The sequence below is a fragment of the Streptomyces sp. NPDC001406 genome, assembly GCF_042895285.1.
Classification (GTDB): Bacteria; Actinomycetota; Actinomycetes; order Streptomycetales; family Streptomycetaceae; genus Streptomyces.
Window position 1 is genome coordinate 438,178 of the sequence record NZ_JBIAWG010000005.1, and the last position, 21,853, is coordinate 460,030.

The following is a 21,853-nucleotide window of genomic DNA, read 5'->3' on the forward strand; positions in this document are numbered from 1 at the left end:
GATTGCTCGTCCTCGGCCCTACTCGTCCATGAACACGATCCGCCGCGTCCGTCCCCCGTCGCCCGGCACCGGTGTCACCGCGGCCCGGCCGGCCGGCACCGCGCGCTCGCGGCCCCAGGCACGGATCTCCTCGATCTGCTCGGGATTGCTGACGCTGAGCGGGCGTACCTGGGCGAAGGTGTCCATCACATACGAGTCCTTCAGCTGGCCCACGCCGCCACGGCGCACCGCCTCCTCGCCCACGTCGTGCAGCGCGGCCTCGATGTCGGAGCCGGCGAAGCCCTCGGAGAGGTCGACGAGCCGGTCCAGCCGGTCGGGGTCGAGGTCCGCCTGGAGATAGCGCCGGTGGTAGATGCGGATGATCTCCTTGCGGTCCTGGGCGTCGGGCAGGTCGACGAAGAACAGCTCGTCGAAGCGGCCCTTGCGCAGGAGTTCGGGCGGCAGGCTGCGGATGTCGTTGGCGGTGGCCACGACGAAGGCGCGCGACTGGGACTCCTGGAGCCAGTAGAGGAACTGGCCGATGATGCGCTGCGGCACGCCGGACATGTCGTCGCGGCCGGCCAGGCCCTTCTCGATCTCGTCGATCCACAGGACACAGGGCGCCACCCGGTCGGCCATGGCGAGCGCCTCCCGGAAGCGGCCCTCGGACTCACCGAGGTACTTGCCGTGGATGGAGGCCATGTCGAGCCGGTACAGCGGGAGTTTCCAGTCGTGGGCGATGGCCTTGGCGGACAGGGACTTGCCACAGCCCGGGACGCCGACCAGCAGCACTCCGCGCGGCGGCCGCAGGGCGGTGTGCCTGAGGTCGCGGGAGATCATGTCGTGCTTGCGCTCCAGCCAGGTGCGCAGACCGCTCAGCCCGCCGATGGCGTAGTCGCTCTGCTTGAGCTGCACCCGCTCCAGGCCCGTGAGGTCGCTGAAGATGCGGTCCTTGGCCTGGGCGAGGCCGAGGACGTCGTCGCGCCGGATCGAGCCCTTGGCGGCGATGGTCGCCATCAGGTTGACGCACTCCGCCTCGGTGACCCCGCTCAGGAACTCCGCGGCACGGCGTGCGTCCTCCTCGGTCCACTCGATGGGGATGTGGCCGTGGTGATCACCCAGGAAACCGCTGAGGATGCCGTACATCTCCTCGGAGTCGGGCAGGTCGAGACGCAGGCTCATGCCGAGGCGCTGCAGACCGCTCCAGATCGGTGTGTCCGTGATCAGCACGATGCTGCCCATGTTGCTGTCGGCCAGCCGCGCCAGCTCGGCGAAGTGCCGGGTGACCGGGGTGTCCGACTCCAGCTCGTCGGGGTCGACGAAGACGACGGTGGCATTGGCGCGGCTGCCGAACTGGGCCGCGGCGAAGTCCATGGCGCCGGTGAGCGAACGGTCGTCCTGCACGGGCGCGTTGGTGCGCAGGTCGCGCAGGCCGGTGGCCCGGGTGTAGATCCAGAACGGCATGCTGCTGCGCCGGGACTGGGTCGCCGCCTCGCGCAGCAGCCTCAGGGCGCGCTGCTGCTCGATGGTGCGCATCGCGATGACCGGGACGCGGGCGGAGATATAGCTGTCGAGGTGGCTGAGGCTCTCGGCGTAGTTCGACATTCGGGCCTTCTCGAAGGGTGGATTGCGGGCGGCGGGGCGGCGGGGCCGCTCACCCGGGCACGATGCGCCGTCGCGACGGTGCCGCCGGGTCGTACGCCCAGCCGTCCTGGGTCGTTCGCACGGTGAGGGCTCCGGTCAGCGCGTTGTCCCGCAGGGTGCGGCGGCGGCGCTCGACGGTCCTCGGGTCCGCGCCGCGCCGGGCCTCGTGGTCCAGGTTCTGCTCCAACTGGGCCTGGACCTGCGGGATCTGGCGGTCGACCAGCTCGGTGAGCCGGATGCGCAGGGACTCGGGCAGACCGGGGTGGGCCGCCAGGGCGCGGACGGTGTGCAGACCGGTGCGGGCCTGGGCGAGCTCACGGCCGTACGAGAACTCGTCCCGGGCCTGGTCCAGGGCGCGGACGAGGGACTCGGCCCAGGTGCCGAGCCGGGTGTCCAGGGCGGTCGTGAGGTGCTCGGTGAGGCGCACCCAGGTGTCGGCGTCGTACTGCTCCTGGACGAGCGCGGGCAGCGTGGCCGGGTCGGCGGGTTCCAGGGCGGCCCAGCGGCGCAGGAAGCCGACCCATGCCTGGTAGGCGCCGCCGTCGCCCCACAGCCCGCTCACGACGTGCTGCCCGGCCGGCGCACCACGGTCTCGCCGGGCGGCAGCGGCTCCCAGTCGGGCAGCCCCTCGACGACCCGCCGGAGCCTGCTGGTGACCCGCTCCTGCTGCGGACGGCGCTGGGCGGCCCAGGGGGAGCTCTGGGCGCGTGCGCCGTCGGCGGAGGCGGCCCACGGGGAAGCCGCGGGAGTCTGGCCGGGTTGCCCGGCGGCCGCACTCCACGGCGCGGCCGGAGCCTCCGCCGGTGGGACGCTCGCCGCCCAGGGCGAGTCGGCCGGCGGTCTGTACGGCGGCGGGGGGGTGGGGTCGGGCTGGGCGGTGGGGGGCGGGGTGCTCATCGGACGGTGTCCTCCTCGGGCGCCTTGGTCACGGGCTCCTCGGCCTCGGACGTTTTGGCCTCGGGCTCCTTGCGTACGGTGCGGCCCTCGAACGGCGAGGCGCCGCCGCCCGCCGTCGGCAGCGTGGCGATCAGCTCGCGGACCCGGGCCTCGACCCGGTCGGCGGCCTGGAACTTCTCGTACCAGTCCGTCAGCTCGGCGGATGCGGCGCGCAGTTGGTGCAGCGACTCGGTCTTGGCGCGGGCCAGCAGCTCACGCGCCGCGTCCTGGTTGCGCTTGGCGGTCTGGGAGCCGTTGTACAGGACCAGGCCCCAGACGATGCCGACGATCGCGGCGGCGCCGAACGCGAACCCGGGGAAGATGCCGACGAAGACCAGCAGGATGCCCGCGACCACCGCGACCAGCGGCGCGGCCTTCTTGAGCCAGGGGTAGGCGAGCGCGTCGACGAACGGGCCCGTGTAGTGGTCCCAGTGGTCGCTCAGCGCCTTCTCCAGGGTGGCCAGCGGCTGGGTGAACGAGCCGATCCACGGCGGCAGCTGGAAGGTCTGCGCGCCGACGCTGTGCGCGGTGCCGAACTGGGCCTGCACATCCTGCGGCACGGCCGCCCGGTAGTCGCGGGTGTGGCCGGCGTGCGCCTGCTGGAACCACTCGTGGCAGGCGGCCACGGCCAGCCGCTGGGTGGCCGGGGAGGTGCCGATGGCCTGCGGGTTGAGGGCCGCGGTGGTCTGCACGGTGAGGTAGTCGAGGGTCTCCTCGTACGAGGCGGCGTCCGCGTCGGCCGTTTGCCGGGCGGCGCCGAGGTCGCCGTCGTGGTCCACGACCGCCTGGTTGAAGGCGAGGTCGCGGCGGAGCGGCAGTTCCTCGTTGTCGTACTCGGAGACCAGCCGGTCGAGGATGTCGTCGACGGCGTCCTCGATACGCTCGGACGGCTCGAACTCCCGCTCCAGGATGGCCTTGTACTTGTCCAGGAGGGCCGTCTGCCCGCGCGCGGCGGACAGCACGCCGTCGAGAATGACCCACTGCGGCGAGACGGCGGCCAGCCGCGGGAACTCGCCCTGGCCGGACGGGGCGCGCAGCGTCTCGATCTCGTCGCGCCACCGCTTGATCTGCCGGGCCTGCGCGTCCGCGCTGTCCATCAGCTGGGCGCGCCACTCGGCGAGGGTGCGGTCGAGCAGATCACGGCCGACGAGTCCGAAGGCGCCCTGCGCGATGGCCTCCAGGATGACGGCGAACTCACGTCCGAGGGCGGCCGGGTCCTGGGCCAGCAGATAGTGCCGCAGCCAGCGCACCGCCGACTCGGACCGGCCCTGGCGGCGCAGGGTGAGCGCGAAGAACAGCGAGGTGCGGTCGGGCGAGCGGCGGAACGCCTCGTCGACGGCGCGGTCGCACAGCTGCCGGTCGTCGGCCGACCAGGAGGCGAGCGCGACCAGGGCGGGCGCCAGCCAGTAGCGGGGCGTCTGGATCATCAGCTGGTCGCTGACCATCCGGACGTTCTCCTCGGAGACCAGGCCGACGTCGAAGGCCTGGAGCATGCCGACCGCGGTGCGCCGGACCGTCTTGTGATGGCCGAACTCGTGGTCGATCTTGTCCTCGATGGCCCCGATCCGGGTCTCGGCGCGCTGCACGTTCGCCGTGGACTCGGCCTGTCTCACGAAGGCCAGGAACTCGTCCCGCAGCTGCTGGAGCTCGGTACGCGTCTGCTGCTGGTTGGACTCGACCGTGGAGACCTGGCCGGACACCGAACCGACCTGTTCGCTGAGCCTGATGACGAGGTTGCTGACTTCCTGCACCTTGCGGTGCAGGGCGAGGTCGACCTCGGACATGCGGGAACTCCGTTCGCGTGCTGCGTCTGGGGGTGTGGAGCGTGGGGGCGGCGCCGGCTCAGGGCCGTACGACCGTGCCGTCGTCCAGTACGGGCAGGACCAGGCCGTCGGCGTACACCTCGACGTAGGCGTAGCCGCCCGAGCGGGCGAGCATCCGGGCCGCCGAGAACGGCTCGGGCATCTGCTCGGCCGGGGCGAAGTGCCGCACGATGACGTGGAACAGGTTGAGCTGGTGGTCGACGTACGGCGGGCCCAGACAGCAGCGCGCGACGAAGCCGAGCGGCACCGAGCCGTACGACGTCGTGTACTGCTCCCGGACCCAGTCCGCCAGCGAGCGGCTCGCCTGCTCGTCCAGCCCCGCGTCGAGCCGGCGCACGGCCTCCAGCAGTGCTGCGGAGCGTGGCCCGTACAGCTCGCGGCGCGCGATGCCGGGCGCGGGTGCGGGAGCGGCGGGCGCGTGCGACTGTCCGGTGCCGAGCGTGGGCCGCACGATACGTCGCGGACGTTCGGTGTACCCCATGTGTCCCCCGATGTCACGGGTGGTGTTACCAGGAGCAAAGTTTAGTGACGTCACGTCAAGAGTGCGAGCTCGAAGCGCAATTGACACACTCGGACCCATGGGAAGGATCAAGGCGCTCCTGGTCGGGGTCGACGACTATCCGGAATCCGTGGCGACACCACTGGGTGGCTGCGCCAACGACGTTGCCGCGGCACACCGGCTGCTGACCGACCTCGCGGGCGAACGGGCCGACGTCATGGTCCTGTTGGACGACGAGGCGACGGTCGACGCGGTGACGGACGCGGTCGTACGGCATCTGGGCGCGGCGGACGACGGGGACACCGCGCTGCTGTGGTTCTCCGGGCACGGCACCCAGCGGGAGGCCACCGGCCACGACCTGCTGATCGAGGCGACAGGGCTCAACCAGGCCCTGGTCTGCGTGGACGGCCCGCTGCTGGACAAACGGCTGGGCGCGCTGCTCGACACGGTCGCGGGCGGGGGTGCGCAGGTGGTGGCGGTGTTGGACTGCTGCCATTCCGGGGGTGCCTCGCGCGACGCGGAGTTGACAGCGCGGTACGCACCGCCGTTGCCCGCCTGGGACTTGGGGGCACGTGACACGCAGGGTTCCCGCACCACTCCCCGGCATCTGCTGCTGGCCGCGTGCCGGCTCGACCAGCAGTCGTTCGAGGGCTGGTTCGACGGGGTGCGGCAGGGTGCGTTCACGCGTGCGCTGGTCGACGCGGCCCGCGCCGCCGGGGACGACGCCACCTGCCGGGAACTGCTGGTGACGGCCGCGGTGGGTGTGCAGCGACTCGGCAGCGGGCAGCGGCCGGTGCTGTACCCGGATCTGCCGGGCGGCGCGGCGGACCGGCCGTTCCTGGGAGGCGGGGCGGGCAGGGCGCCGAGTCCGCATCTGCTCAGCCATGGGCCGGACGGCTGGGAGGTGGACTGCGGCAGCGTGCACGGTGCGGGGGCACGGGGGACGGAGTTCGCGGTGGTGGACGGACGATCCGTCGTACAGGCGTGGGAAGTGGGGGTGGGCCGGACGCTGGTCACGCCCGTCGGGTGGGTGCCGGAGCAGGATCGGGTCTATCCGGTGGAACTCTCGGCGGTCGCGCTGCCGCCCGGGACGGTGGCGGTCGACGGGCCCGCCCCGGACGTACGGGAGCTGGCCGAAGCCCTCTCGGATGCGCCACTGGTGCGGTTGGTGAACGGGCCCGAAGACGCCGGTGATCTGCACTTCCGGATACGGGTACGGGACGGTGCGGCCGCGGTGCTGCGGCGCGACGGCACGCCGTTCAGCGAGCCTCTGCCGTACGGCGGCGGTGCGGACGCACGACGGGTCGTGGACTGTCTGACGCACCTCACCCGCTGGCACCAGCTGCGCGACATGACTCCGCGGCCCTCGCTGCTCGACGAACTGGTACGGGTGGAGATCACTCCCTGGGGCTCCGACGAGCCACTGCGATGTGACGCCGCCGGGGAGATCGTCTGTCCGTACACGGACGGGCAGGCGCCCTGGGTCTCGATCCGGCTGCACAACAGCTCCCCCGACCGCACGCTGTGGTGCCTGCTGCTGGACCTGACCGACGGCTACGCCTGCCATTCCCTCCTGTATCCCGGGCACTTCATCGGCCCCGGGCGTACGGGGTACGCGCTGGACGGCGAGCCCGTACAGCTGTCGTTGCCACGCGGCCGTCCGGCCGTGCCCGGGGCCGAGGGGCGGGACTGGCTCAAGCTGATCGTCGCGGAAGGGGAGTTGAACACGCTGCCGTTCCAACTGCCCGCCTGGGATCCCTGGGCCCCCTCCGGCGTCCGCGACCTGGGACCGGTCCCCGGGGGAGGGCCCGGCCGCTGGACCGCCGTCACTGTGCCGCTCCGCACGCTCGTGCCGTAGCCGATCAGCGGCCCAGGTGGGTGAACCCCGCCCACGCACTCAGGTCGTGCGGATCGATCCGGCGGGCGCGGTCGGCCAGGGCCGGAGGGAGTTCGGCGGGCAGTTCGCGGTCGGGGTCGATCATCCACAGCTGGGCCCGGCGCAGGGCCTTCGCCGGGGGTTCGCCGTGGGTGCGCAGGAAGTGGTGGGTGAGGAACATCAGGACCGAGGTCGCCTCGTCGGGGACCGGCCACAGTGAGCCGACGACCGAGCGGGCGCCCGCGACGAGGAAGGCGGTGGCGAGGCTGTAGGCCTCGTTGTGGCCGCGGCCGGAGACATGGCTGCGGCAGGCCGCCAGGAGGACGAGTGCCGGGCCGCCGCCGTCCCCGGCACCCGCGCCGGTGATCTCCTCGGCCGCCAACTGGCCGTCACTGAGGGAGAGGTAGGAGCTGCGGCGGGCGTTCGCGGCGACGGAGGCGTGGCAGGCGAGGTGCAGCACTCCCCCGTCGGCGCCCTCGCGCAGCCAGTCCAGCACCTCGCCCGGGGTGCCCGTGCCGTCCGCCGGGCCGGTCCCGCGGCGGCCGAGGAAGCGGCCACGGGGGTAGAAGGCGCGCTGGACGGCGTCGGCCTCCTCGCCCGCGTAATGGAGGTCGCCGGTGGGGTTGCCGACGACCAGCGCCCCGCCGGTGTGGTCGGTGGCGGGGCGGGCGGCCACCTGGCACAGCAGCCGGGCGGAGGCGGCGTAGGAGATCTCGGCGGCCTGGAGGGCGTACTGGCGCCCGCGCGGGCCGCCCGCCTCCCACGCGGCGTGCCAGGGGACCAGGCCGAGCGTCCCCATGGGGACGAGGACGAGCCGGGGCAGCCGGCCCCGCGGCATCTCGAAGGCCTCAAGGAGCGGGCGCACGGCGGCGTACCAGGCCCAGCCGCACAGGCGGTCGAGCTGTTTGCGCAGAGAGGGCGAGGCCGCGGCGAACGCGGAGCCGGGGACCGGGCCGAGGTCGCGGGTGAGGGCGCCCGCGGGGGCGTACTCCTTCAGCGGCGCCGCGTCCTCCGAGAGCGTCGGCAGGGGGATGGCGTGCACCGTGCCGTTGGAGGTGACGACCAGGGCGGTGCCGGGCGCGTCGTCGGACGACGGGACCAGGTAGACGAGGGCGTCCTTGGCGAGGACGCGCAGGGCCTCGGCGATCTCTTCGGGGGCGGGCGGGTCGAGGAGCCGGGCGGCGAGGGGGGCGCCGGCCTCGGTGTCGGTGAGCGCGGTGAGGACGCGGCGGCGCAGGGTGCTGGGGACGGCGAGGGGCGCGCGGACGGCCGTCAGCGGGTCGGTCGGCCGGTCGGTGGCGTCCGCGCCGGTGGCCCGCCATTCCTCGGCGAGGTCGGCCCGGCCCGCCGTGGTGAGGAGGTCGGGCACGGTGGTGGAGGTCAGCGCGGCGTGCAGGACCAGGCCGCGGCAGGCGTCGAGGGCCTGGAGCGCCTCCTCGGGGCGGTCGTCCTTGAGGCACCAGCCGGCCACCTCCAGCGCCGAGCGGGTTGCGTGGGCGGCCGCGAGGGCGGCGTGGTCGGTGCCGGACTGGAGCAGTGCGGCCCAGGCGTGGCCGCGCAGGGACGTCAGGCCGAGGGTGCGGGCGGAGGCGCGGTCGCGGCGGTGGAGGTCGTCGCGGGTGCGGTGGGCACGGGCGAGCGCGAGGCCGATCTCGGCGTACAGGCGGTGTTCGGGCCCGCCCGCCTCGGCGAACCCGCGCTCCAGGAGCTCGATGCCCCGGGCCAGCCGCTCGCGACGGCGGACCCGGTCGAACTCCAGGCCGGACAGGGCGCAGTGGGCGATGCCGAGGCAGTGGCCGTATCTGAGGCGGCTGTCGCTGCCCGGCTCGGACAGCTCGTGGGCCTCCTTGAGCAGGCCGATCGCCTCCGCGATGCCGGGTCCGTCCATGGCGGCCCCGGCCCGGGTGAAGCGGGTGATGCCGGCGTCGCCGAGCACCCAGGCGCGGTGGTCGCGGGGCAGTCTGCGGGCCTGGCGGCGCAGTTCGGCCGCGCCGGGGCGGCCGGGGAGCGGTGGCAGGGGCGGGGCGCCGAGGGTGCGGGCGAGGTTGTCGCGGGCGGCGCGGGCGTTCTCCAGGGCGGTGTAGATCTCGATGCGGGAGGGGTCCTCCTCGCTCATGGCGGCGTGGCCCTCGGTGAGCGCGGCGATGTGCCGGTCGGCGGCGGCCAGGTCGCCGCGCTGGACGGCGGTGTGCGCGTCGAAGCCGGCCTGCTGGAGGTCCATCATGCGGCGCAGGTGCGCGGGCAGGGCGGGGTCGTCGCGCAGCCGGCGCCAGGTCCGGGCGCCCGCCTCCATGTCGTCGGCGGCGCCGCCGGTCTGGCCGCGCTGGGTCTGTGCCATGAGCCGGGCCATGGCGAGGCCGTAGCCGCCGTGGCCGTCCGTCTCCGGGACGCCGGCCTCCTGCGCCCGGTCGAAGTGGGCGAGCACCTCGTCGAGGCCCGCGCCGGTGCCGACGGTCGTCTCCTCGTGCAGCCGGGCCATGCCGGCGACGACGTGTGCCTGTCCGCGCCAGGCCGGGTCCCGCTCGGCGCGTTCGAGCACCGCCTCGGTCAGCTCCCGCCGGTGTTCGGCGGTGATGTAGGTGCCCTCCGGGTCGACGACGGTGAGGTTGCACAGCATCATCGCGGCGAGCTGGGCCCGGCCCGCGCTGCCCGGTTCGGCGGCGCGCAGCTGGGCGAGGGCCTTCTCGAAGCCCTCGATACGGCGTCTGCGGCCGGTCACGTCCCGTTCCATGCCGCGCAGGAACTCCTCCTCGCCGAAGTCGAGGAAGGCGCGTCCCTCGCGCAGGTCGTCGAGCATCGTGTCGACGGTCCCGCGGAACGCCTCCGCGTCGAGGCCCTCCGGGAGCCCGTCGTCGGTCCGGGCGAGGAGTCCGTGCTCGGCGAGGGTGAAGCGGGCCCAGCCGTCCAGCATGAGGGCCGACTGCGTCAGTTCATGGTTGCCGTGCTGTCCGTCCAGGAGCCGTCCGGCGGCCTCCAGGACGTCCTGGGCCCGGCGCGGGTCCGGGTCGTCGTGGTAGCGGGCCTGCTGGAGGAGGGCGAGGAACAGGGCGGCGGGCGCGATCTCGCCGTCGCGGTCCGGGTCCCACTCGGTCACGGACCGCCGTACCAGCGCGATCCCGCGGTCCCGGCCCTCGGCGTCGTCGCGTTCGGCGGCCCGCTCGTACAGCAGCCGTCCGAACGCGTCGAGGTACTGGGGCAGCAACTGGGCCTCGGCGCCCGGACGGTCGAGCAGCCGGCGCAGTTCGACCTCGGCGGCGAGGGCGTGCCCGACGTCCTTCCAGGTGGACCAGATCACGGCGCGTACGAAGATGGCGTTGACCTCGGCCTCGAAGGCCCAGTCGGGCTCGGGGCCGCCCGCCCTGCGGGCCTCGGTGAGGGCCGTGTCGAAGGCGTCCCGGGCCCTCTCCAGCTCCGCCTGGTCGCCGGTGGCCCGGCCGTGCAGCATCGTGGCGAGGCCCATGCTGTAGCGGATGTGCGGGAGGTCGGCGGGCCCGGCCGTGCCGAGTACGGCGCGGTACTGCGCGGCCGACTCGGCGGCGGCTTCCAAGTCGCCGTACCGTCGGGCTCGTTGCAGTTGGAGGAAGCCCAGTGCGGTCCGCAGGTCGGCCTGCTCCTCTCCGTCCGGTTCCACGTCGTCCAGTGCGTCGGCGTGGCGGCGCAGGGCCTCGTCGAGGGCGTCCGGGTCCGGGGCGGCGAGGTAGCGGGTCTTGGCGCAGACGGCGAGCAGATACCGGCCCCACGCCCGCTCGTTGCCGAAGTCGGGGTCGTCGGCCGCCAGCCCGTCGACCCCGTCCCGCAGCAACTCCCAGCCCTCGTCGAGGAGTCGGCGCTCGCCCTCCTCCTCGTACTGCACGGCCCGCAGATGCCCGAAGCGGATCCGCCAGGCCGACCACACCGGCTCCGCGCCGGGCTTGCGGAAGGCGTGCTCGAACGCGTCGACGGCCAGGGCGAATTCCTCGGCGTCCGCGCCCCGGGCGCGCAGCAGATACAGCCGGTGGCTCAACTCGCCCGCGTACCCGCACATGCCGGGCGCGTCCGGGTCGCCGGAGGACAACTGGGCGAGCGCGTCGAGCACTTGGTCGCGCTCGGCGGCCAGCTCTTCGAGGAGGTCGTCGGTCACAGGGCCCATACTGCCCGGACGGTCAGCCCAGTACGGCCAGGGCGTCGATCTCGATCAGCAGGCCCTTGGGGAGACCGACGTACACCGTCGTACGAGCGGCCGGAGGTTGTGTGAGCCCCTGCTCCTCGAAGTAGGCGTCGTAGATCTCGTTCATCTCCGCGAAGTGCGCCGTGTCCGTCAGATAGACACGGAGCATCATCACGTCGTCCCAGCTCGCGCCGCCCTCCTGAAGGACCGCCTTGACGTTGGCGAAGGTCTGGAGGGTCTGCTCGCGCAGGCTGGGACCGGCGGGCGTCGGGGGCCTGCCCTCCTCGGCCGGAAGAAAGCCGACCTGCCCGGCCACCTGGAGGATGTTGCCCTTGCGCACACCGAACGAGAACTTGGCCGGAGGGGTGTTGTGGGTCTTCGGGGTGAGTGCGATCTTGTCCGTCATCGGGGCTCTCCTTGGCTCACACGGAAGCTGACAAAATGTGAGGTATGACGCGGCAGGTCAAGCGGGCGTTCAAGTACCGCTTCTACCCCACGGACGAGCAGGCGGCTGAGCTGTCGCGCACGTTCGGCTGTGTCCGCCTCGTGTACAACAAGGCGCTGCAGGAGCGCACGCGGGCCTGGTACGGCGAGCAGCGCCGTATCTCCTACGTGCAGTCGTCGGCCGCGCTGACGCAGTGGAAGAAGACCGAGGAACTCGCCTTCCTCGCGGAGGTGTCCTCCGTCCCGCTCCAGCAGGCGCTGCGCCACCTTCAGACGGCGTTCGGGAACTTCTTCGCCAAGAGGTCCCAGTACCCCCGGTACAAGAGCCGGAAGAAGTCCCGGGCGTCGGCGGAGTACACCCGCAGCGCCTTCACGTGGCGCGGCGGCCGGCTGACGCTGGCGAAGATGGCGGAGCCCCTGGACATCCGCTGGCCGCGTCCGCTGCCGCAGGGCGCGCAGCCCACGACGGTCACCGTGTCCCGCGACGCGGCCGACCGCTGGTTCGTGTCCCTGCTCTGCGAAGACACCATCCCCCCGGCCCCCGCCACCGCCGCGGCGGTCGGCATCGACGCCGGGATCACATCGCTGGTGACCCTGTCCACCGGGGAGAAGATCGCCAACCCGAAGCGGGACGTGGCTCGCGTGCATGCGCGGATCGCCGACCGGCGCCGTGACTTCCTGCACAAGCTGTCGACCCGTCTCGTCCGTGAGAACCAAACGGTCGTGATCGAGGACCTCACCGTCCGCAACCTGCTGAAGAACGGCCGCCTCGCGCGCGCCATCTCCGACGCGGCCTGGACGGACCTGCGCATGATGCTGGAGTACAAGTGCGCCTGGTACGGGCGCGAACTCGTCGTGATCGACCGATGGTTCCCCAGCAGCAAGCTGTGCGGGGCGTGCGGCACGGTCCGCGGGAAACTGCCGCTGAACGTCCGTGAGTGGACGTGCGCGTGCGGCACCGTGCATGACCGTGATGTGAACGCGGCGCGCAACATCCTGGCCGCCGGGCTGGCGGCGTCTGCCTGTGGAGACGGTGTAAGACCTCAACGGGAGCCTTCCCGGACGGGGCGGTCGTCGGTGAAGCAGGAAACCCAGCGGGCGACCGCTGGAACCCCCCGCCCTTAGGCGGCGGAGGAAGTCAAACGGGGTCCTTCACCGGAGTTCGGCCGGAGTATTCGCCGCTGATCGCGTCCGCGGTACGACGCACCAGCGGGAGCAGGGTGAGGAGTTCCTCGGCGGTGACGACGACGTTCGGTGCGGAGACCGACATCGCGGCGACCACCCGGCCGTCGGCGCCCCGGACGGGGGCCGCGACACAGTTGATGGACTCCTCGTGGCCGCCGAGGTCGGTGGCCCAGCCCTGTTCGCGCACCTTGTCCAACTCCCGCAGATAGGCGGGGGCGTTGGGTGTCGAACGGGCCGTGTACATGGGGTATTCGAGCCGCTCCGCGACCGCGCGGCGCTCCGGTTCGGGCAGATCGGCGAGCAGCAGCTTGGCCACGGCCGCGACGGTGATGGCGACGGGCTTGCCGATCCGTGAGTACATGCGCACGGGGTAGCGGCTCTCCACCTTGTCGAGGTAGAGCACCTCGTTCTCCTCGTACACCGCGAGATGGACGGTGTGGCCGCACTGCTCGTTGAGGCGGACGAGGTGGGGGTGGGCGATCTCGCGGACGTCGAGGTTCTCCATCGCCTCCTGGGCGAGGGCGAAGAGGCTGGCGCCGAGGCGGTAGCGCTGGTCGGACTGGCGGTAGACGAGGCCGTGCTCGTGCAGGGTGCGCAGCAGTCGCAGCGCGGTGGACTTGTGCACGCCGAGCCGGTCGGCGACCCGGCCGAGGTCGGCGGGGCCCTCGGCGAGCAGCGGCAGGATGCTCAGCGCGCGGTCGACGGTCTGGCTCATGGGGTGATCGCCTCCTCCGGGGCCCGGTCGGCCCGCGTCCAGCCGGGGCCGAGTCGAAGTCTCCCCCACGACCCCTCGTCCAGGGCGGCGAGCCGGTCGGCGTGGTCGCGGGAGGGGGGTGCGGCGAGGTCGCCGGGCTCGGTGAGCGCGGCGGCGGCCATGAGGTGGCCGTGCCTCAGGCGGTCGCGTACGGGCAGCCCGCGCAGGGTGGCGGAGAGGAAGCCCGCGGCGAAGGCGTCGCCGGCGCCGACGGCGGCCACGACGTCGACGGAGAGGGCGGGGACGAAGGCGACGGTGTCCCGGTCGTGGACGGTCGCTCCGGCACCGGCCTGTTTGACGACCAGCACCGTGGGAGCGGGCAAGGCCGTGCGGATGGCGTCGGGGCCGTCCAGGCCCCACAGCCGAGCCGCCTCGTCCTCGCCCACGAACACGATGTCGGCCCCGCGGGCCAGCTCAAGGAGGACCCCCGCCCCGGTGCCGTCCCGCCACAGTTCCGGCCGGTGGTTGACGTCGAAGGAGACCAGTGGCCGCCCGGCGCCGGGGGCGGTGAGCGCCCGTACCAGTTCCAGGCAGTCCGCGGAGAGCGCGGCGGTGATGCCGGTCAGGTGCAGCACGCGCGCCGCGCGCACCGCCGCCAGGTCCACGTTTCCCGGAGCCATCGCCGAGGCCGCCGATCCGGCGCGGTAGTACGCCACCTCGTGGTCGCCGGCCGCCCGGTCGCCGGCCGTGCGGAAGTAGATGCCCGTGGGCCGCTCCGGGTCGCGCCGCACGGAGGCGACATCGACGCCGTACGCCCCGATCGTCTCGACGAGGTGGTCGCCGAAGCCGTCCGACCCGACCCGGCTCACCCAGCGCGCCGGATGTCCGGCGGCGGCCAGGACGCAGGCCACGTTGGACTCGGCGCCGCCGATGGCGCGGTCGAAGACGGGGACGTCGGCGAGGCGGCCGGGCCGGGTGGGCAGGAACGTGACCATGGACTCGCCGAGCGCGACGACGTCCACGACGGCGGGGGCGACAGCCGAGTCGTCAGTAGCGTCCAGGATGATGGCTCCTGACTCGTGTCGATGTACGGGCCGCGGCGGCGCCGTTGACCCGGTTGTCGGCGAGATGCTAGACACCGATCAGCGCCATACGCAATGCACGTTGCATATGTTGCAACCACCTTGAGAGGGAGGCTCCATGAGCACCGAAGCGCTCGCCCGCCTGGCCGAGGAACGCGTCGACCACCGCTTCAAGGGCCTTCCCCCGGACGCCGACGGCCTGACCGTCGGCGAGCTCGCGGCCGAGCGGCGCAACCTCTTCGGCGATGGCTTCACCACGCCCGTCCTCGCCCTGTCCGCCGAGCGCCTGGAACACAATCTGAGGCTCATGGAGAGCTACGCGGCCCGGCACCACCTCGCCTTCGCCCCGCACGGCAAGACCTCCATGGCCCCGCAGCTCTTCCGGCGCCAGATCGAGCACGGCGCCTGGGGCATCACGCTCGCGCTGCCGCACCAGGTGCGGGTGGCACGGGCGTTCGGGATCGAGCGGGTGTTCCTCGCCAACGAGCTGGTGGACGCGGCGGCGCTGCGCTGGATCTCCGCCGAGCTGGACGCCGACCCGTCCTTCCGCTTCATCTGTTACGTCGACTCCGTGCGCGGGGTGGAACTGATGGACGCGGCCCTGCGCGGCGCAGCCCGTCCGGTGGACGTCGTCGTCGAGCTGGGCGCGGGCGAAGGCGCCCGCACCGGCGCGCGCACGGACGCGGAGTGCACGGCGGTCGCGGACGCGGTGGCGGGCGCGCGGACGCTGCGCCTGGTGGGCGTGGCGGGCTACGAGGCCCAGGTCTCCGGCGCCTCCGTGGAGTCGGTGGGGGCGTGGCTGCGCCGGCTGACCGGGATCGCCGTGGAGTTCGACAAGGCGGGGCGGTTCGCGCGGGCGGACGAGATCGTGGTGAGCGCGGGCGGCAGCGAGTGGTTCGACGCGGTCGCCGACGTCTTCGCCGAGATCCCCGGACTCTCCCTGCCGGTGCTGAAGTTGCTGCGCTCGGGCGCCTACGTCTCGCACGACGACGTGCACTACCGCAGGCAGACCCCGTTCAACCGGGTCCCCGAGGAGGGCGCCCTGGAGCCCGCGTTCCGGCTGTGGGCGCAGGTGGTGTCCCGCCCGTCGGCGAGCGAGGCGTTCGTCAACGCGGGCAAGCGGGACGCCGCCCACGATCTCGACCTGCCGGTCGCCCAGGTGGTACGCAGGGATGGTGTCGAGCGCCCGGCGGCCGGGATCGAGGTGACCGCGCTGTCCGACCAGCACCTGTGGCTGCGCACCGGACCGGAGGCGGACGTCGAGGTCGGCGACTGGCTGGGCATCGGCCTGTCCCACCCCTGCACGTCCTTCGACAAGTGGCAGCTGATCCCGGTGGCCGAGGCGGACGGGACGGTCGTCGACTACATCCGTACGTTCTTCTAGTCCGTGGGTTCTTCCAGTCCGCACGTTCTTCCAGGAGGTCACCGCTCGTGGAGCAGCTCGTCGTCCGGGACGCGGACGTGGTGGACGGCAGCGGGGAGCCCTCGTACCGCGCCGATGTGGTGATCGACGACGGCCGAATCGTCTCGATCGTCAAGGAGGCGGCGGCCGCGGGCTGTCAGCGTCCCCAGGCGATGCGGGAGCTGGACGCCGAGGGCCTGGTCCTGGCCCCCGGCTTCATCGACATGCACGCCCACAGCGACCTCGCCCTGCTGCGCGACCCCGACCACAGCGCCAAGGCGGCGCAGGGCGTGACGCTGGAGGTGCTCGGCCAGGACGGGCTGTCGTACGCGCCGGTCGACGACCGTACGCTCGACGAGATGCGCCGGGCGGTCACCGGCTGGAACGGGTGCGGCGAGGACGTCGACTTCGACTGGCGGTCGGTGGGCGAGTACCTGGACCGGCTCGACCGCGGAATCGCCGTGAACGCGGCCTATCTCGTCCCCCAGGGCACGGTGCGCGCGCTCGCCGTCGGCTGGGAGGACCGGGAGGCCACGCCCGAAGAGCTGGACCGGATGCGGCAGCTGGTCGCGGAGGGCATGGAACAGGGCGCGGTCGGCATGTCGTCCGGGCTCACCTACACGCCGGGCATGTACGCCAAGGACACCGAACTGACCGAGCTGTGCCGGGTGGTGGCGTCCTACGGCGGCTACTACTGCCCGCACCACCGCTCGTACGGCGCGGGCGCCCTGGAGGCGTACGCGGAGATGGTGGAGCTGGCCCGACAGGCGGGCTGCCCGCTGCATCTCGCCCACGCCACCATGAACTTCGGCGTCAACGAGAAAAGGGCGCCCGAGCTGCTCGCGCTGCTCGACGACGCCCTGGCCGCCGGTGCCGACATCAGCCTCGACACGTATCCCTACACGCCCGGCTGTACGACGCTCGCCGCGCTGCTGCCGAGCTGGGCGGGCGAGGGCGGCCCGGAGGCGGTCCTCGGCCGGCTCACCGACGAGGCGGCCGCCGAGCGGATCCGGCACCACCTGGAGGTCGTCGGCGCGGACGGCTGCCACGGCGTGCCGGTGGACTGGGACACGATCGAGATCTCGGGCGTGACGGACCCGGCGCTCGGGGAGTACGTCGGCCGTACGGTCGAGGAGTCGGCGCAGCTGCTCGGCGAGGCCCCCTGGACGACCGCGCGCCGGCTGCTGGTCGAGGACCGGCTCGGTTCGACGATCCTGCATCACGTCGGACACGAGGAGAACGTCCGGGCGATCATGCGGCACCGCGCGCACACCGGCGGCTCGGACGGCATCCTCCAGGGCGCCAAGCCGCATCCCCGGGCGTACGGCACCTTCCCGCACTACCTCGGCCGGTATGTGCGGGAGCTGGGCGTGCTGTCCCTGGAGGAGTGCGTCGCCCATCTCACCGCACGGCCCGCGGCCCGGCTGCGCCTGCCGGACCGCGGGCTCGTCCGCGAGGGGTACCGCGCCGACCTGGTCCTGTTCGACCCGGAGACGGTCGCGGCGGGGTCCACCTTCGAGCAGCCGCGCGCGCTGCCCTCCGGCATTCCCCACGTCCTGGTCGACGGCCGGTTCGTGATCGAGGACGGGCGCCGGACGGACGTGCTGGCGGGGCGGGCGGTCCGCCGGACTCCGGTGTGACCGCCCGCGCCCCCGCTCCCCGCTCCCCGCTACGGCTTGGGCAGGGTGCAGCCGCTGGCGTTCAGGTTCAGCTTGTTGCCGGTGGTGAAGCAGGCCGGGATGTTGTAGGTCTCCTGGGCGTAGTTGATGCCGTAGCGGACGGTCACGTTGCCGTTGGCGTCGACCTCGCAGGGGTTGTTGTCGGTGCAGCGCTGGCCGTCCTCGTTGCCGGTGTTGTTGACGGCGACGACCTTGCCGGTGGCGTTGTCGATGACCGGGGACCCCGAGGTGCCGCCGATGGTCTGGCAGGCGGAGGTGTAGCGGACCGAGTCCTTCCAGGTCCAGCTGCCCTCCTTGAGGCGGTAGACGAACCCGTCGATGTTGCAGGCGTAGGTCCTCTTCCAGTAGCCGGAGACGACGGTGATGGCGGTTCCGGCGGTCGGGTGCGTGTCCTGCACCGTCAGCGCGTCGATCCCGTACGAGCTCTTGATCTGCGCGTACGTCCGGGTCAGCTGGTAGATCGTGACGTCCGTGTCGGTCATCGTCGAGTACGCGACCTTGCTGGCGCGCAGTGTCGCGACCCGCGTGGCCGACGCGTTGAGCAGACCGAAGCTGCGGCTGGAGGCCTGGTCGACGATGACCTCGCCGGGCGACGGGAAGCCGGTCTCCAGGCAGTGGCCGTTGGTCATCACCAGCGCCGGGTCGCTGTCCGCCGAGGCCGGGAAGCGGATGACGGAGCCGGAGCAGTTGCTGAGCGAGACGGTGCCGGCGAAGTTGACGGCCTTGAGCGTGGGTGCCGCGCTCTTCGTCTCCGTGGCCGTCTTCTGCGTCGCCGTGGCGGCCGCCGCGGGTGCCATGCCCGCCCCGGTGATCACCAGGGTGGCGAGCGCGGCAAGGAGAGGCTTGTTCATGTGGGGGTCCCCTCTGCAGACGTGAGCGACCGGAGATCTTCCGGTCGCCTGCCGTCTTGTCATGTGCATTGTGAGGGTGCCCGACGCGGGCGGCAAGAAGTCGTATGCAGTCCGCACGGAGCGGACCGCATACCCAACTCACCTCAAAAGACGTCTACTTGGGGTACTTGGTTCGGCCCCAGCCGCGCCCGGGACGGCCACCCTGGTCGTCCTGGCCGCCCGAGGAGGCGGTCGCCGACGGCCGGCCGGTGACCGTGGCGGGGGCGGAGGACGCGGGCGAGGTACCGCCGCGCGCGGAGCCGCTCGCCGAGGCCTTCGGGGTCGCGCTCGCGGAGACGGCGGGAGCCTGCGTCGCGCCGCCCGAGGGGTCCGTGGCGGACGGCGCGCCGGACGACCGCGAGCCGGTCGGCGACCCGGAGTCGTCCTTGGCGTTCGAACCGCTGCGCTCGCCCTGGCCCTGCGGCCCGCCCGGCGAGGACCCCGAGAAGGCGGACATCCCCGCGATCACGGCGAGGGAGACGGCGCCCACGGCACCGGCGGCCACCGCGATCCGGCGCCGCGACGCGCCGCGCCTGCTCCGCGCTCGCCGCGCCGCGGCACGGCCCTGCCCCGCCGGCACGCCCTCGGGCGCCCCCTCGGGCAGGCCCGCCGCGGCGGCCGGCACGGGAGCCGGCAGCAGGGCCGTCTCGTCGGTCACCCGGGGCAGCTCGCACGTCTCGTCGTACGCGCTCTGCCAGCCGTGCGCGGTCGCCGGATCGGCGTACGCGTCGTACGCGGGCGCCGCCGCGGCCTGCGGGTGGTAGACGTTCGGCACCGCCGCGGGCCCACCGCCCGCGGGACCCGCCTCGTGGGCGTCGTGCGCCCCGGGCGTGCCGTTCGCGTCGTTCGCGTCGTTCACACCCTCGGCCCCGTTTCCATGCTGGCGATGGCTGGACATGGCCGGGAATTCTAGGTACGGGAGGGGCGGCTGGGACAGCTACCGGCGATAACAGCACAAAACGCTTTGTCTCACGTGGTGGAAAACACGGCCCATGGGGCGTTACCGGGCCGTAAGCTCACGGACATGCAGGTGATCCAGTCGACGAAGCTCGCCAACGTCTGTTACGAGATCCGGGGGCCGGTTCTTGAGGAGGCGATGCGGCTCGAGGCGGCCGGCCACCGCATCCTCAAGCTGAACACCGGCAATCCGGCGGCGTTCGGCTTCGAGTGCCCGCCCGAGATCCTGGAGGACATCCTCCGCAACGTCTCCACGGCACACGGCTACGGCGACGCGAAGGGCCTGCTGGCCGCCCGCCGCGCGGTCGTCATGCACAACCAGACCATCGGCATCGAGACGGACGTCGAGCACGTCTTCATCGGCAACGGCGTCTCCGAGCTGATCGTGATGGCGATGCAGGGCCTGCTGGACGACGGCGACGAGGTCCTCGTACCGGCGCCGGACTACCCCCTGTGGACGGCGGCCGTCTCCCTCTCCGGCGGTACGGCGGTCCACTACCGCTGCGACGAGCAGTCCGACTGGATGCCCGACCTCGCCGACATCGAGCGCAAGGTCACCGACCGCACCAAGGCGATCGTCATCATCAACCCGAACAACCCGACGGGCGCGGTGTACGACGAGTCGGTGCTCAAGGGCCTGACGGACATCGCCCGCCGGCACAATCTGCTGGTCTGCTCGGACGAGATCTACGACAAGATCCTCTACGAAGACGCGACGCACATCCCGACCGCGTCCGTCGCCCCCGACCTGCTGACACTGACCTTCAACGGCATGTCGAAGGCGTACCGGGTGGCCGGCTACCGGGTCGGCTGGATGTCGATCTCCGGCCCGCGCGCGCACGCCGACTCCTACATCGAGGGTCTGACGATCCTGGCGAACATGCGCCTGTGCGCGAACATGCCGGGCCAGCACGGGGTCGTGGCCGCGCTGAGCGGCCGCCAGTCGATCAGCGACCTGGTGCTGCCGGGCGGGCGGCTGAAGGAACAGATGGACACCGCCTACGAACTGCTGACCCGGATCCCGGGCGTGACATGCGTACGGCCGAAGGGCGCGCTGTATCTCTTCCCGCGTCTGGACCCCCAGGTCTTCAAGATCAAGGACGACCGTCAGATGGTCCTCGATCTCCTCCGCCAGGAAAAGATCATGGTCGTCCAGGGCACCGGCTTCAACTGGCCGGAGCCGGATCACTTCCGCGTGGTGACACTGCCGTCGGTCGGGGACCTGCGCGACGCGGTGAGCCGGATCGGCACCTTCCTGGACGGATACGGCCAGCCGTAGCCGCTGGACCGCAATCCGTGACCGGACTCAACTTTAGACGAAATCTAAGCTAGGATGGCTTCCTGTCAGAGCACAGGAGGCCATCCATGTACGAACCGATCCGCACTGGGCCTTCCCGCAGGTCCGTCCACAGCACGATGGCCGGCACCACCTCGGACTTCCCCCACCGGTCGCGCGAGGAGGAGCTGGACATCCAGCTCGCGGGACATCTCGCGGCCCTGCTCGCCGTCACGGACGAGCTGCGGACGCTCGCGCCCTCCGCCGACCTGGACCTGGCGGCCGAACGGCTCGCCGAGCAGGTGGCCCGGCTGCGCGGCGGGCGCACCCCGGCCCGCGCACCCGGCACCGGGCCCGACCCCCGGCCGACGGCCCTGCACGAGCGGGCCCACACCCTCGCCGGTCGCGCCCTCGTCGTCGCGGCCTCCCGCGCCGATACGTCGGCGGCGATCCTGTCCGCCGAACGCATGGACGCACACGCCGCCGCGCTGGCCGACCCGAAGGAACTCAGCGCGGCCCACTGACCCCTCCCCCGGGGTCCCCTCGTCGGCCCCGGTCCGCGTGCACCCGCAGCGACGCGCGGACCGGGCGCCATTTTTTTGTGATACGACGCGTACATTCGGGTGGACTGCGCGTCCCTCATGCCCGCCAAACGGCGGCCGCGTCACCACTGCCTCGTAACGTCGGTGGAAATGACGGTGGTTCGGACTCCGACAACCCATCGTCCCTCACTATTCCACGAGATGTGACAAAGTGAAACGTAGGCAATTGTTGGTGGGGCTCTTCGCTGTGGCTGCAGTTGCCACCGGAGTGACGTCGTGGGCGATTCTTTCCTACTCGGCCGTGCCCCCGGATGCCAAGGCCCCGTCATCGGCGGACCAGAACCTCCGTGACGCCGATACGCTTTTGCAGGCCGGCATTGCGCAGCAGCAGAACCATGACGTCGAAGGGGCCGACCGCACCTACCGGCGCGTCCTGGAGCTGGACCCGCAGAACAAGTACGCCTGGTACAACCTGGGAGTCATGGCGCACCAGGCCGGCCGGGCGGCCGATGCCCGTGCGGACTACGACAAGGCCCTGAAGATCGACCCGGTGTTCTCGTCGGCTCTCTTCAACGAGGCGCTTCTGGTGGAGTCGAGCGATCCCGATCAGGCCGGCGAACTCCTGAAGCGTGTCATTGCCGGCAATCCCAGTGCGGCCACGGCACATCTTCACCTCGGACGAATCCGGGCGCGGCAGAACCGTGACAAGGACGCCGCGGACGAGTTCCGGCGCGCAATCGCCGCCGATCCCTCACTGCGTTCCCAAGTGCCGGAGGAATTCCGGTGATTTACGACCCC

Annotated in this window: 18 protein-coding genes; 7 read left to right on the plus strand and 11 right to left on the minus strand. The window is 72.3% G+C overall.

Annotated elements, in window-relative coordinates; all coding sequences use genetic code 11:
• Positions 1-18 precede the first annotated feature (18 nt).
• The 5 genes from ACFY1J_RS15035 to ACFY1J_RS15055 are packed head-to-tail and all read right to left on the minus strand — an operon-like array spanning position 19 to position 4,863.
• On the minus strand, positions 19-1,584 hold the full coding sequence (locus ACFY1J_RS15035) for an AAA family ATPase (RefSeq protein ID WP_363293937.1): 1,566 nt from the start codon (positions 1,582-1,584) through the stop codon (positions 19-21).
• 49 nt (positions 1,585-1,633) lie between these two features.
• Positions 1,634-2,185: a hypothetical protein gene (locus ACFY1J_RS15040; protein WP_390708614.1), complete on the minus strand. Its 552-nt coding sequence runs from the start codon at positions 2,183-2,185 to the stop codon at positions 1,634-1,636.
• Positions 2,182-2,520, minus strand: a complete 339-nt coding sequence (locus tag ACFY1J_RS15045; RefSeq protein ID WP_390708613.1) for a hypothetical protein — start codon at positions 2,518-2,520, stop codon at positions 2,182-2,184. Before ACFY1J_RS15045 ends, ACFY1J_RS15040 begins: the two co-directional genes overlap by 4 nt.
• Complete coding sequence (locus ACFY1J_RS15050) at positions 2,517-4,343, minus strand: hypothetical protein (RefSeq protein ID WP_390731302.1); 1,827 nt, start codon at positions 4,341-4,343, stop codon at positions 2,517-2,519. The genes ACFY1J_RS15045 and ACFY1J_RS15050 overlap by 4 nt, the downstream gene beginning before the upstream one ends.
• A 58-nt stretch (positions 4,344-4,401) precedes the next feature.
• Positions 4,402-4,863, minus strand: coding sequence for a hypothetical protein (locus ACFY1J_RS15055; RefSeq protein WP_390731303.1), 462 nt, complete (start codon positions 4,861-4,863; stop codon positions 4,402-4,404).
• 97 nt (positions 4,864-4,960) lie between these two features.
• Between ACFY1J_RS15055 and ACFY1J_RS15060 the strand changes: the two genes are divergently transcribed.
• Positions 4,961-6,739 carry a caspase domain-containing protein gene (locus tag ACFY1J_RS15060; protein ID WP_390731304.1) on the plus strand — a complete coding sequence of 593 codons (1,779 nt, stop codon included), beginning with the start codon at positions 4,961-4,963 and terminating at the stop codon, positions 6,737-6,739.
• 4 nt (positions 6,740-6,743) lie between these two features.
• Here the strand turns inward: ACFY1J_RS15060 and ACFY1J_RS15065 are convergent, their stop codons facing one another.
• Positions 6,744-10,886 carry a CHAT domain-containing protein gene (locus ACFY1J_RS15065; RefSeq protein WP_390708609.1) on the minus strand — a complete coding sequence of 1,381 codons (4,143 nt, stop codon included), beginning with the start codon at positions 10,884-10,886 and terminating at the stop codon, positions 6,744-6,746.
• Positions 10,887-10,899: 13 nt separating this feature from the next.
• The gene (locus ACFY1J_RS15070; RefSeq protein WP_390708608.1) at positions 10,900-11,310 is read right to left on the minus strand and encodes a RidA family protein; all 411 of its coding nucleotides are present in this window, start codon (positions 11,308-11,310) and stop codon (positions 10,900-10,902) included.
• A 44-nt stretch (positions 11,311-11,354) separates the two neighbouring features.
• Here ACFY1J_RS15070 and ACFY1J_RS15075 point away from each other — a divergent pair, with 44 nt between their 5' ends.
• On the plus strand, positions 11,355-12,473 hold the full coding sequence (locus ACFY1J_RS15075) for an RNA-guided endonuclease InsQ/TnpB family protein (protein WP_390731305.1): 1,119 nt from the start codon (positions 11,355-11,357) through the stop codon (positions 12,471-12,473).
• A gap of 13 nt (positions 12,474-12,486) precedes the next feature.
• Here the strand turns inward: ACFY1J_RS15075 and ACFY1J_RS15080 are convergent, their stop codons facing one another.
• Together ACFY1J_RS15080 and ACFY1J_RS15085 are read right to left on the minus strand one after the other, a co-directional pair.
• A complete protein-coding gene (locus ACFY1J_RS15080) occupies positions 12,487-13,248 on the minus strand; it encodes an IclR family transcriptional regulator (RefSeq protein WP_390731306.1) in 762 nt (253 codons plus the stop codon).
• The gene (locus ACFY1J_RS15085; protein ID WP_390708979.1) at positions 13,245-14,291 is read right to left on the minus strand and encodes a sugar kinase; all 1,047 of its coding nucleotides are present in this window, start codon (positions 14,289-14,291) and stop codon (positions 13,245-13,247) included. The genes ACFY1J_RS15080 and ACFY1J_RS15085 overlap by 4 nt, the downstream gene beginning before the upstream one ends.
• A 136-nt stretch (positions 14,292-14,427) precedes the next feature.
• Between ACFY1J_RS15085 and ACFY1J_RS15090 the strand changes: the two genes are divergently transcribed.
• Both ACFY1J_RS15090 and ACFY1J_RS15095 read left to right on the plus strand, forming a co-directional pair.
• Positions 14,428-15,693 carry an amino acid deaminase gene (locus ACFY1J_RS15090; RefSeq protein WP_390708606.1) on the plus strand — a complete coding sequence of 422 codons (1,266 nt, stop codon included), beginning with the start codon at positions 14,428-14,430 and terminating at the stop codon, positions 15,691-15,693.
• 47 nt (positions 15,694-15,740) lie between these two features.
• Complete coding sequence (locus tag ACFY1J_RS15095) at positions 15,741-17,351, plus strand: amidohydrolase family protein (RefSeq protein WP_390731307.1); 1,611 nt, start codon at positions 15,741-15,743, stop codon at positions 17,349-17,351.
• A 29-nt stretch (positions 17,352-17,380) separates the two neighbouring features.
• On the opposite strand, the gene ACFY1J_RS15100 is transcribed toward ACFY1J_RS15095, so the two are convergent.
• Together ACFY1J_RS15100 and ACFY1J_RS15105 are read right to left on the minus strand one after the other, a co-directional pair.
• The gene (locus ACFY1J_RS15100; protein ID WP_390708604.1) at positions 17,381-18,241 is read right to left on the minus strand and encodes a serine protease; all 861 of its coding nucleotides are present in this window, start codon (positions 18,239-18,241) and stop codon (positions 17,381-17,383) included.
• A 154-nt stretch (positions 18,242-18,395) separates the two neighbouring features.
• Positions 18,396-19,178, minus strand: coding sequence for a hypothetical protein (locus ACFY1J_RS15105; protein ID WP_390708603.1), 783 nt, complete (start codon positions 19,176-19,178; stop codon positions 18,396-18,398).
• 126 nt (positions 19,179-19,304) lie between these two features.
• Between ACFY1J_RS15105 and ACFY1J_RS15110 the strand changes: the two genes are divergently transcribed.
• The 3 genes from ACFY1J_RS15110 to ACFY1J_RS15120 all read left to right on the plus strand — a co-directional run bounded on the left by ACFY1J_RS15110 (position 19,305) and on the right by ACFY1J_RS15120 (position 21,842).
• On the plus strand, positions 19,305-20,516 hold the full coding sequence (locus tag ACFY1J_RS15110) for a pyridoxal phosphate-dependent aminotransferase (protein ID WP_390708602.1): 1,212 nt from the start codon (positions 19,305-19,307) through the stop codon (positions 20,514-20,516).
• Between the two features lie 86 nt (positions 20,517-20,602).
• Complete coding sequence (locus ACFY1J_RS15115; RefSeq protein WP_390708601.1) at positions 20,603-21,037, plus strand: hypothetical protein; 435 nt, start codon at positions 20,603-20,605, stop codon at positions 21,035-21,037.
• A 250-nt stretch (positions 21,038-21,287) separates the two neighbouring features.
• A complete protein-coding gene (locus tag ACFY1J_RS15120; RefSeq protein WP_390708600.1) occupies positions 21,288-21,842 on the plus strand; it encodes a tetratricopeptide repeat protein in 555 nt (184 codons plus the stop codon).
• Positions 21,843-21,853 lie beyond the last annotated feature (11 nt).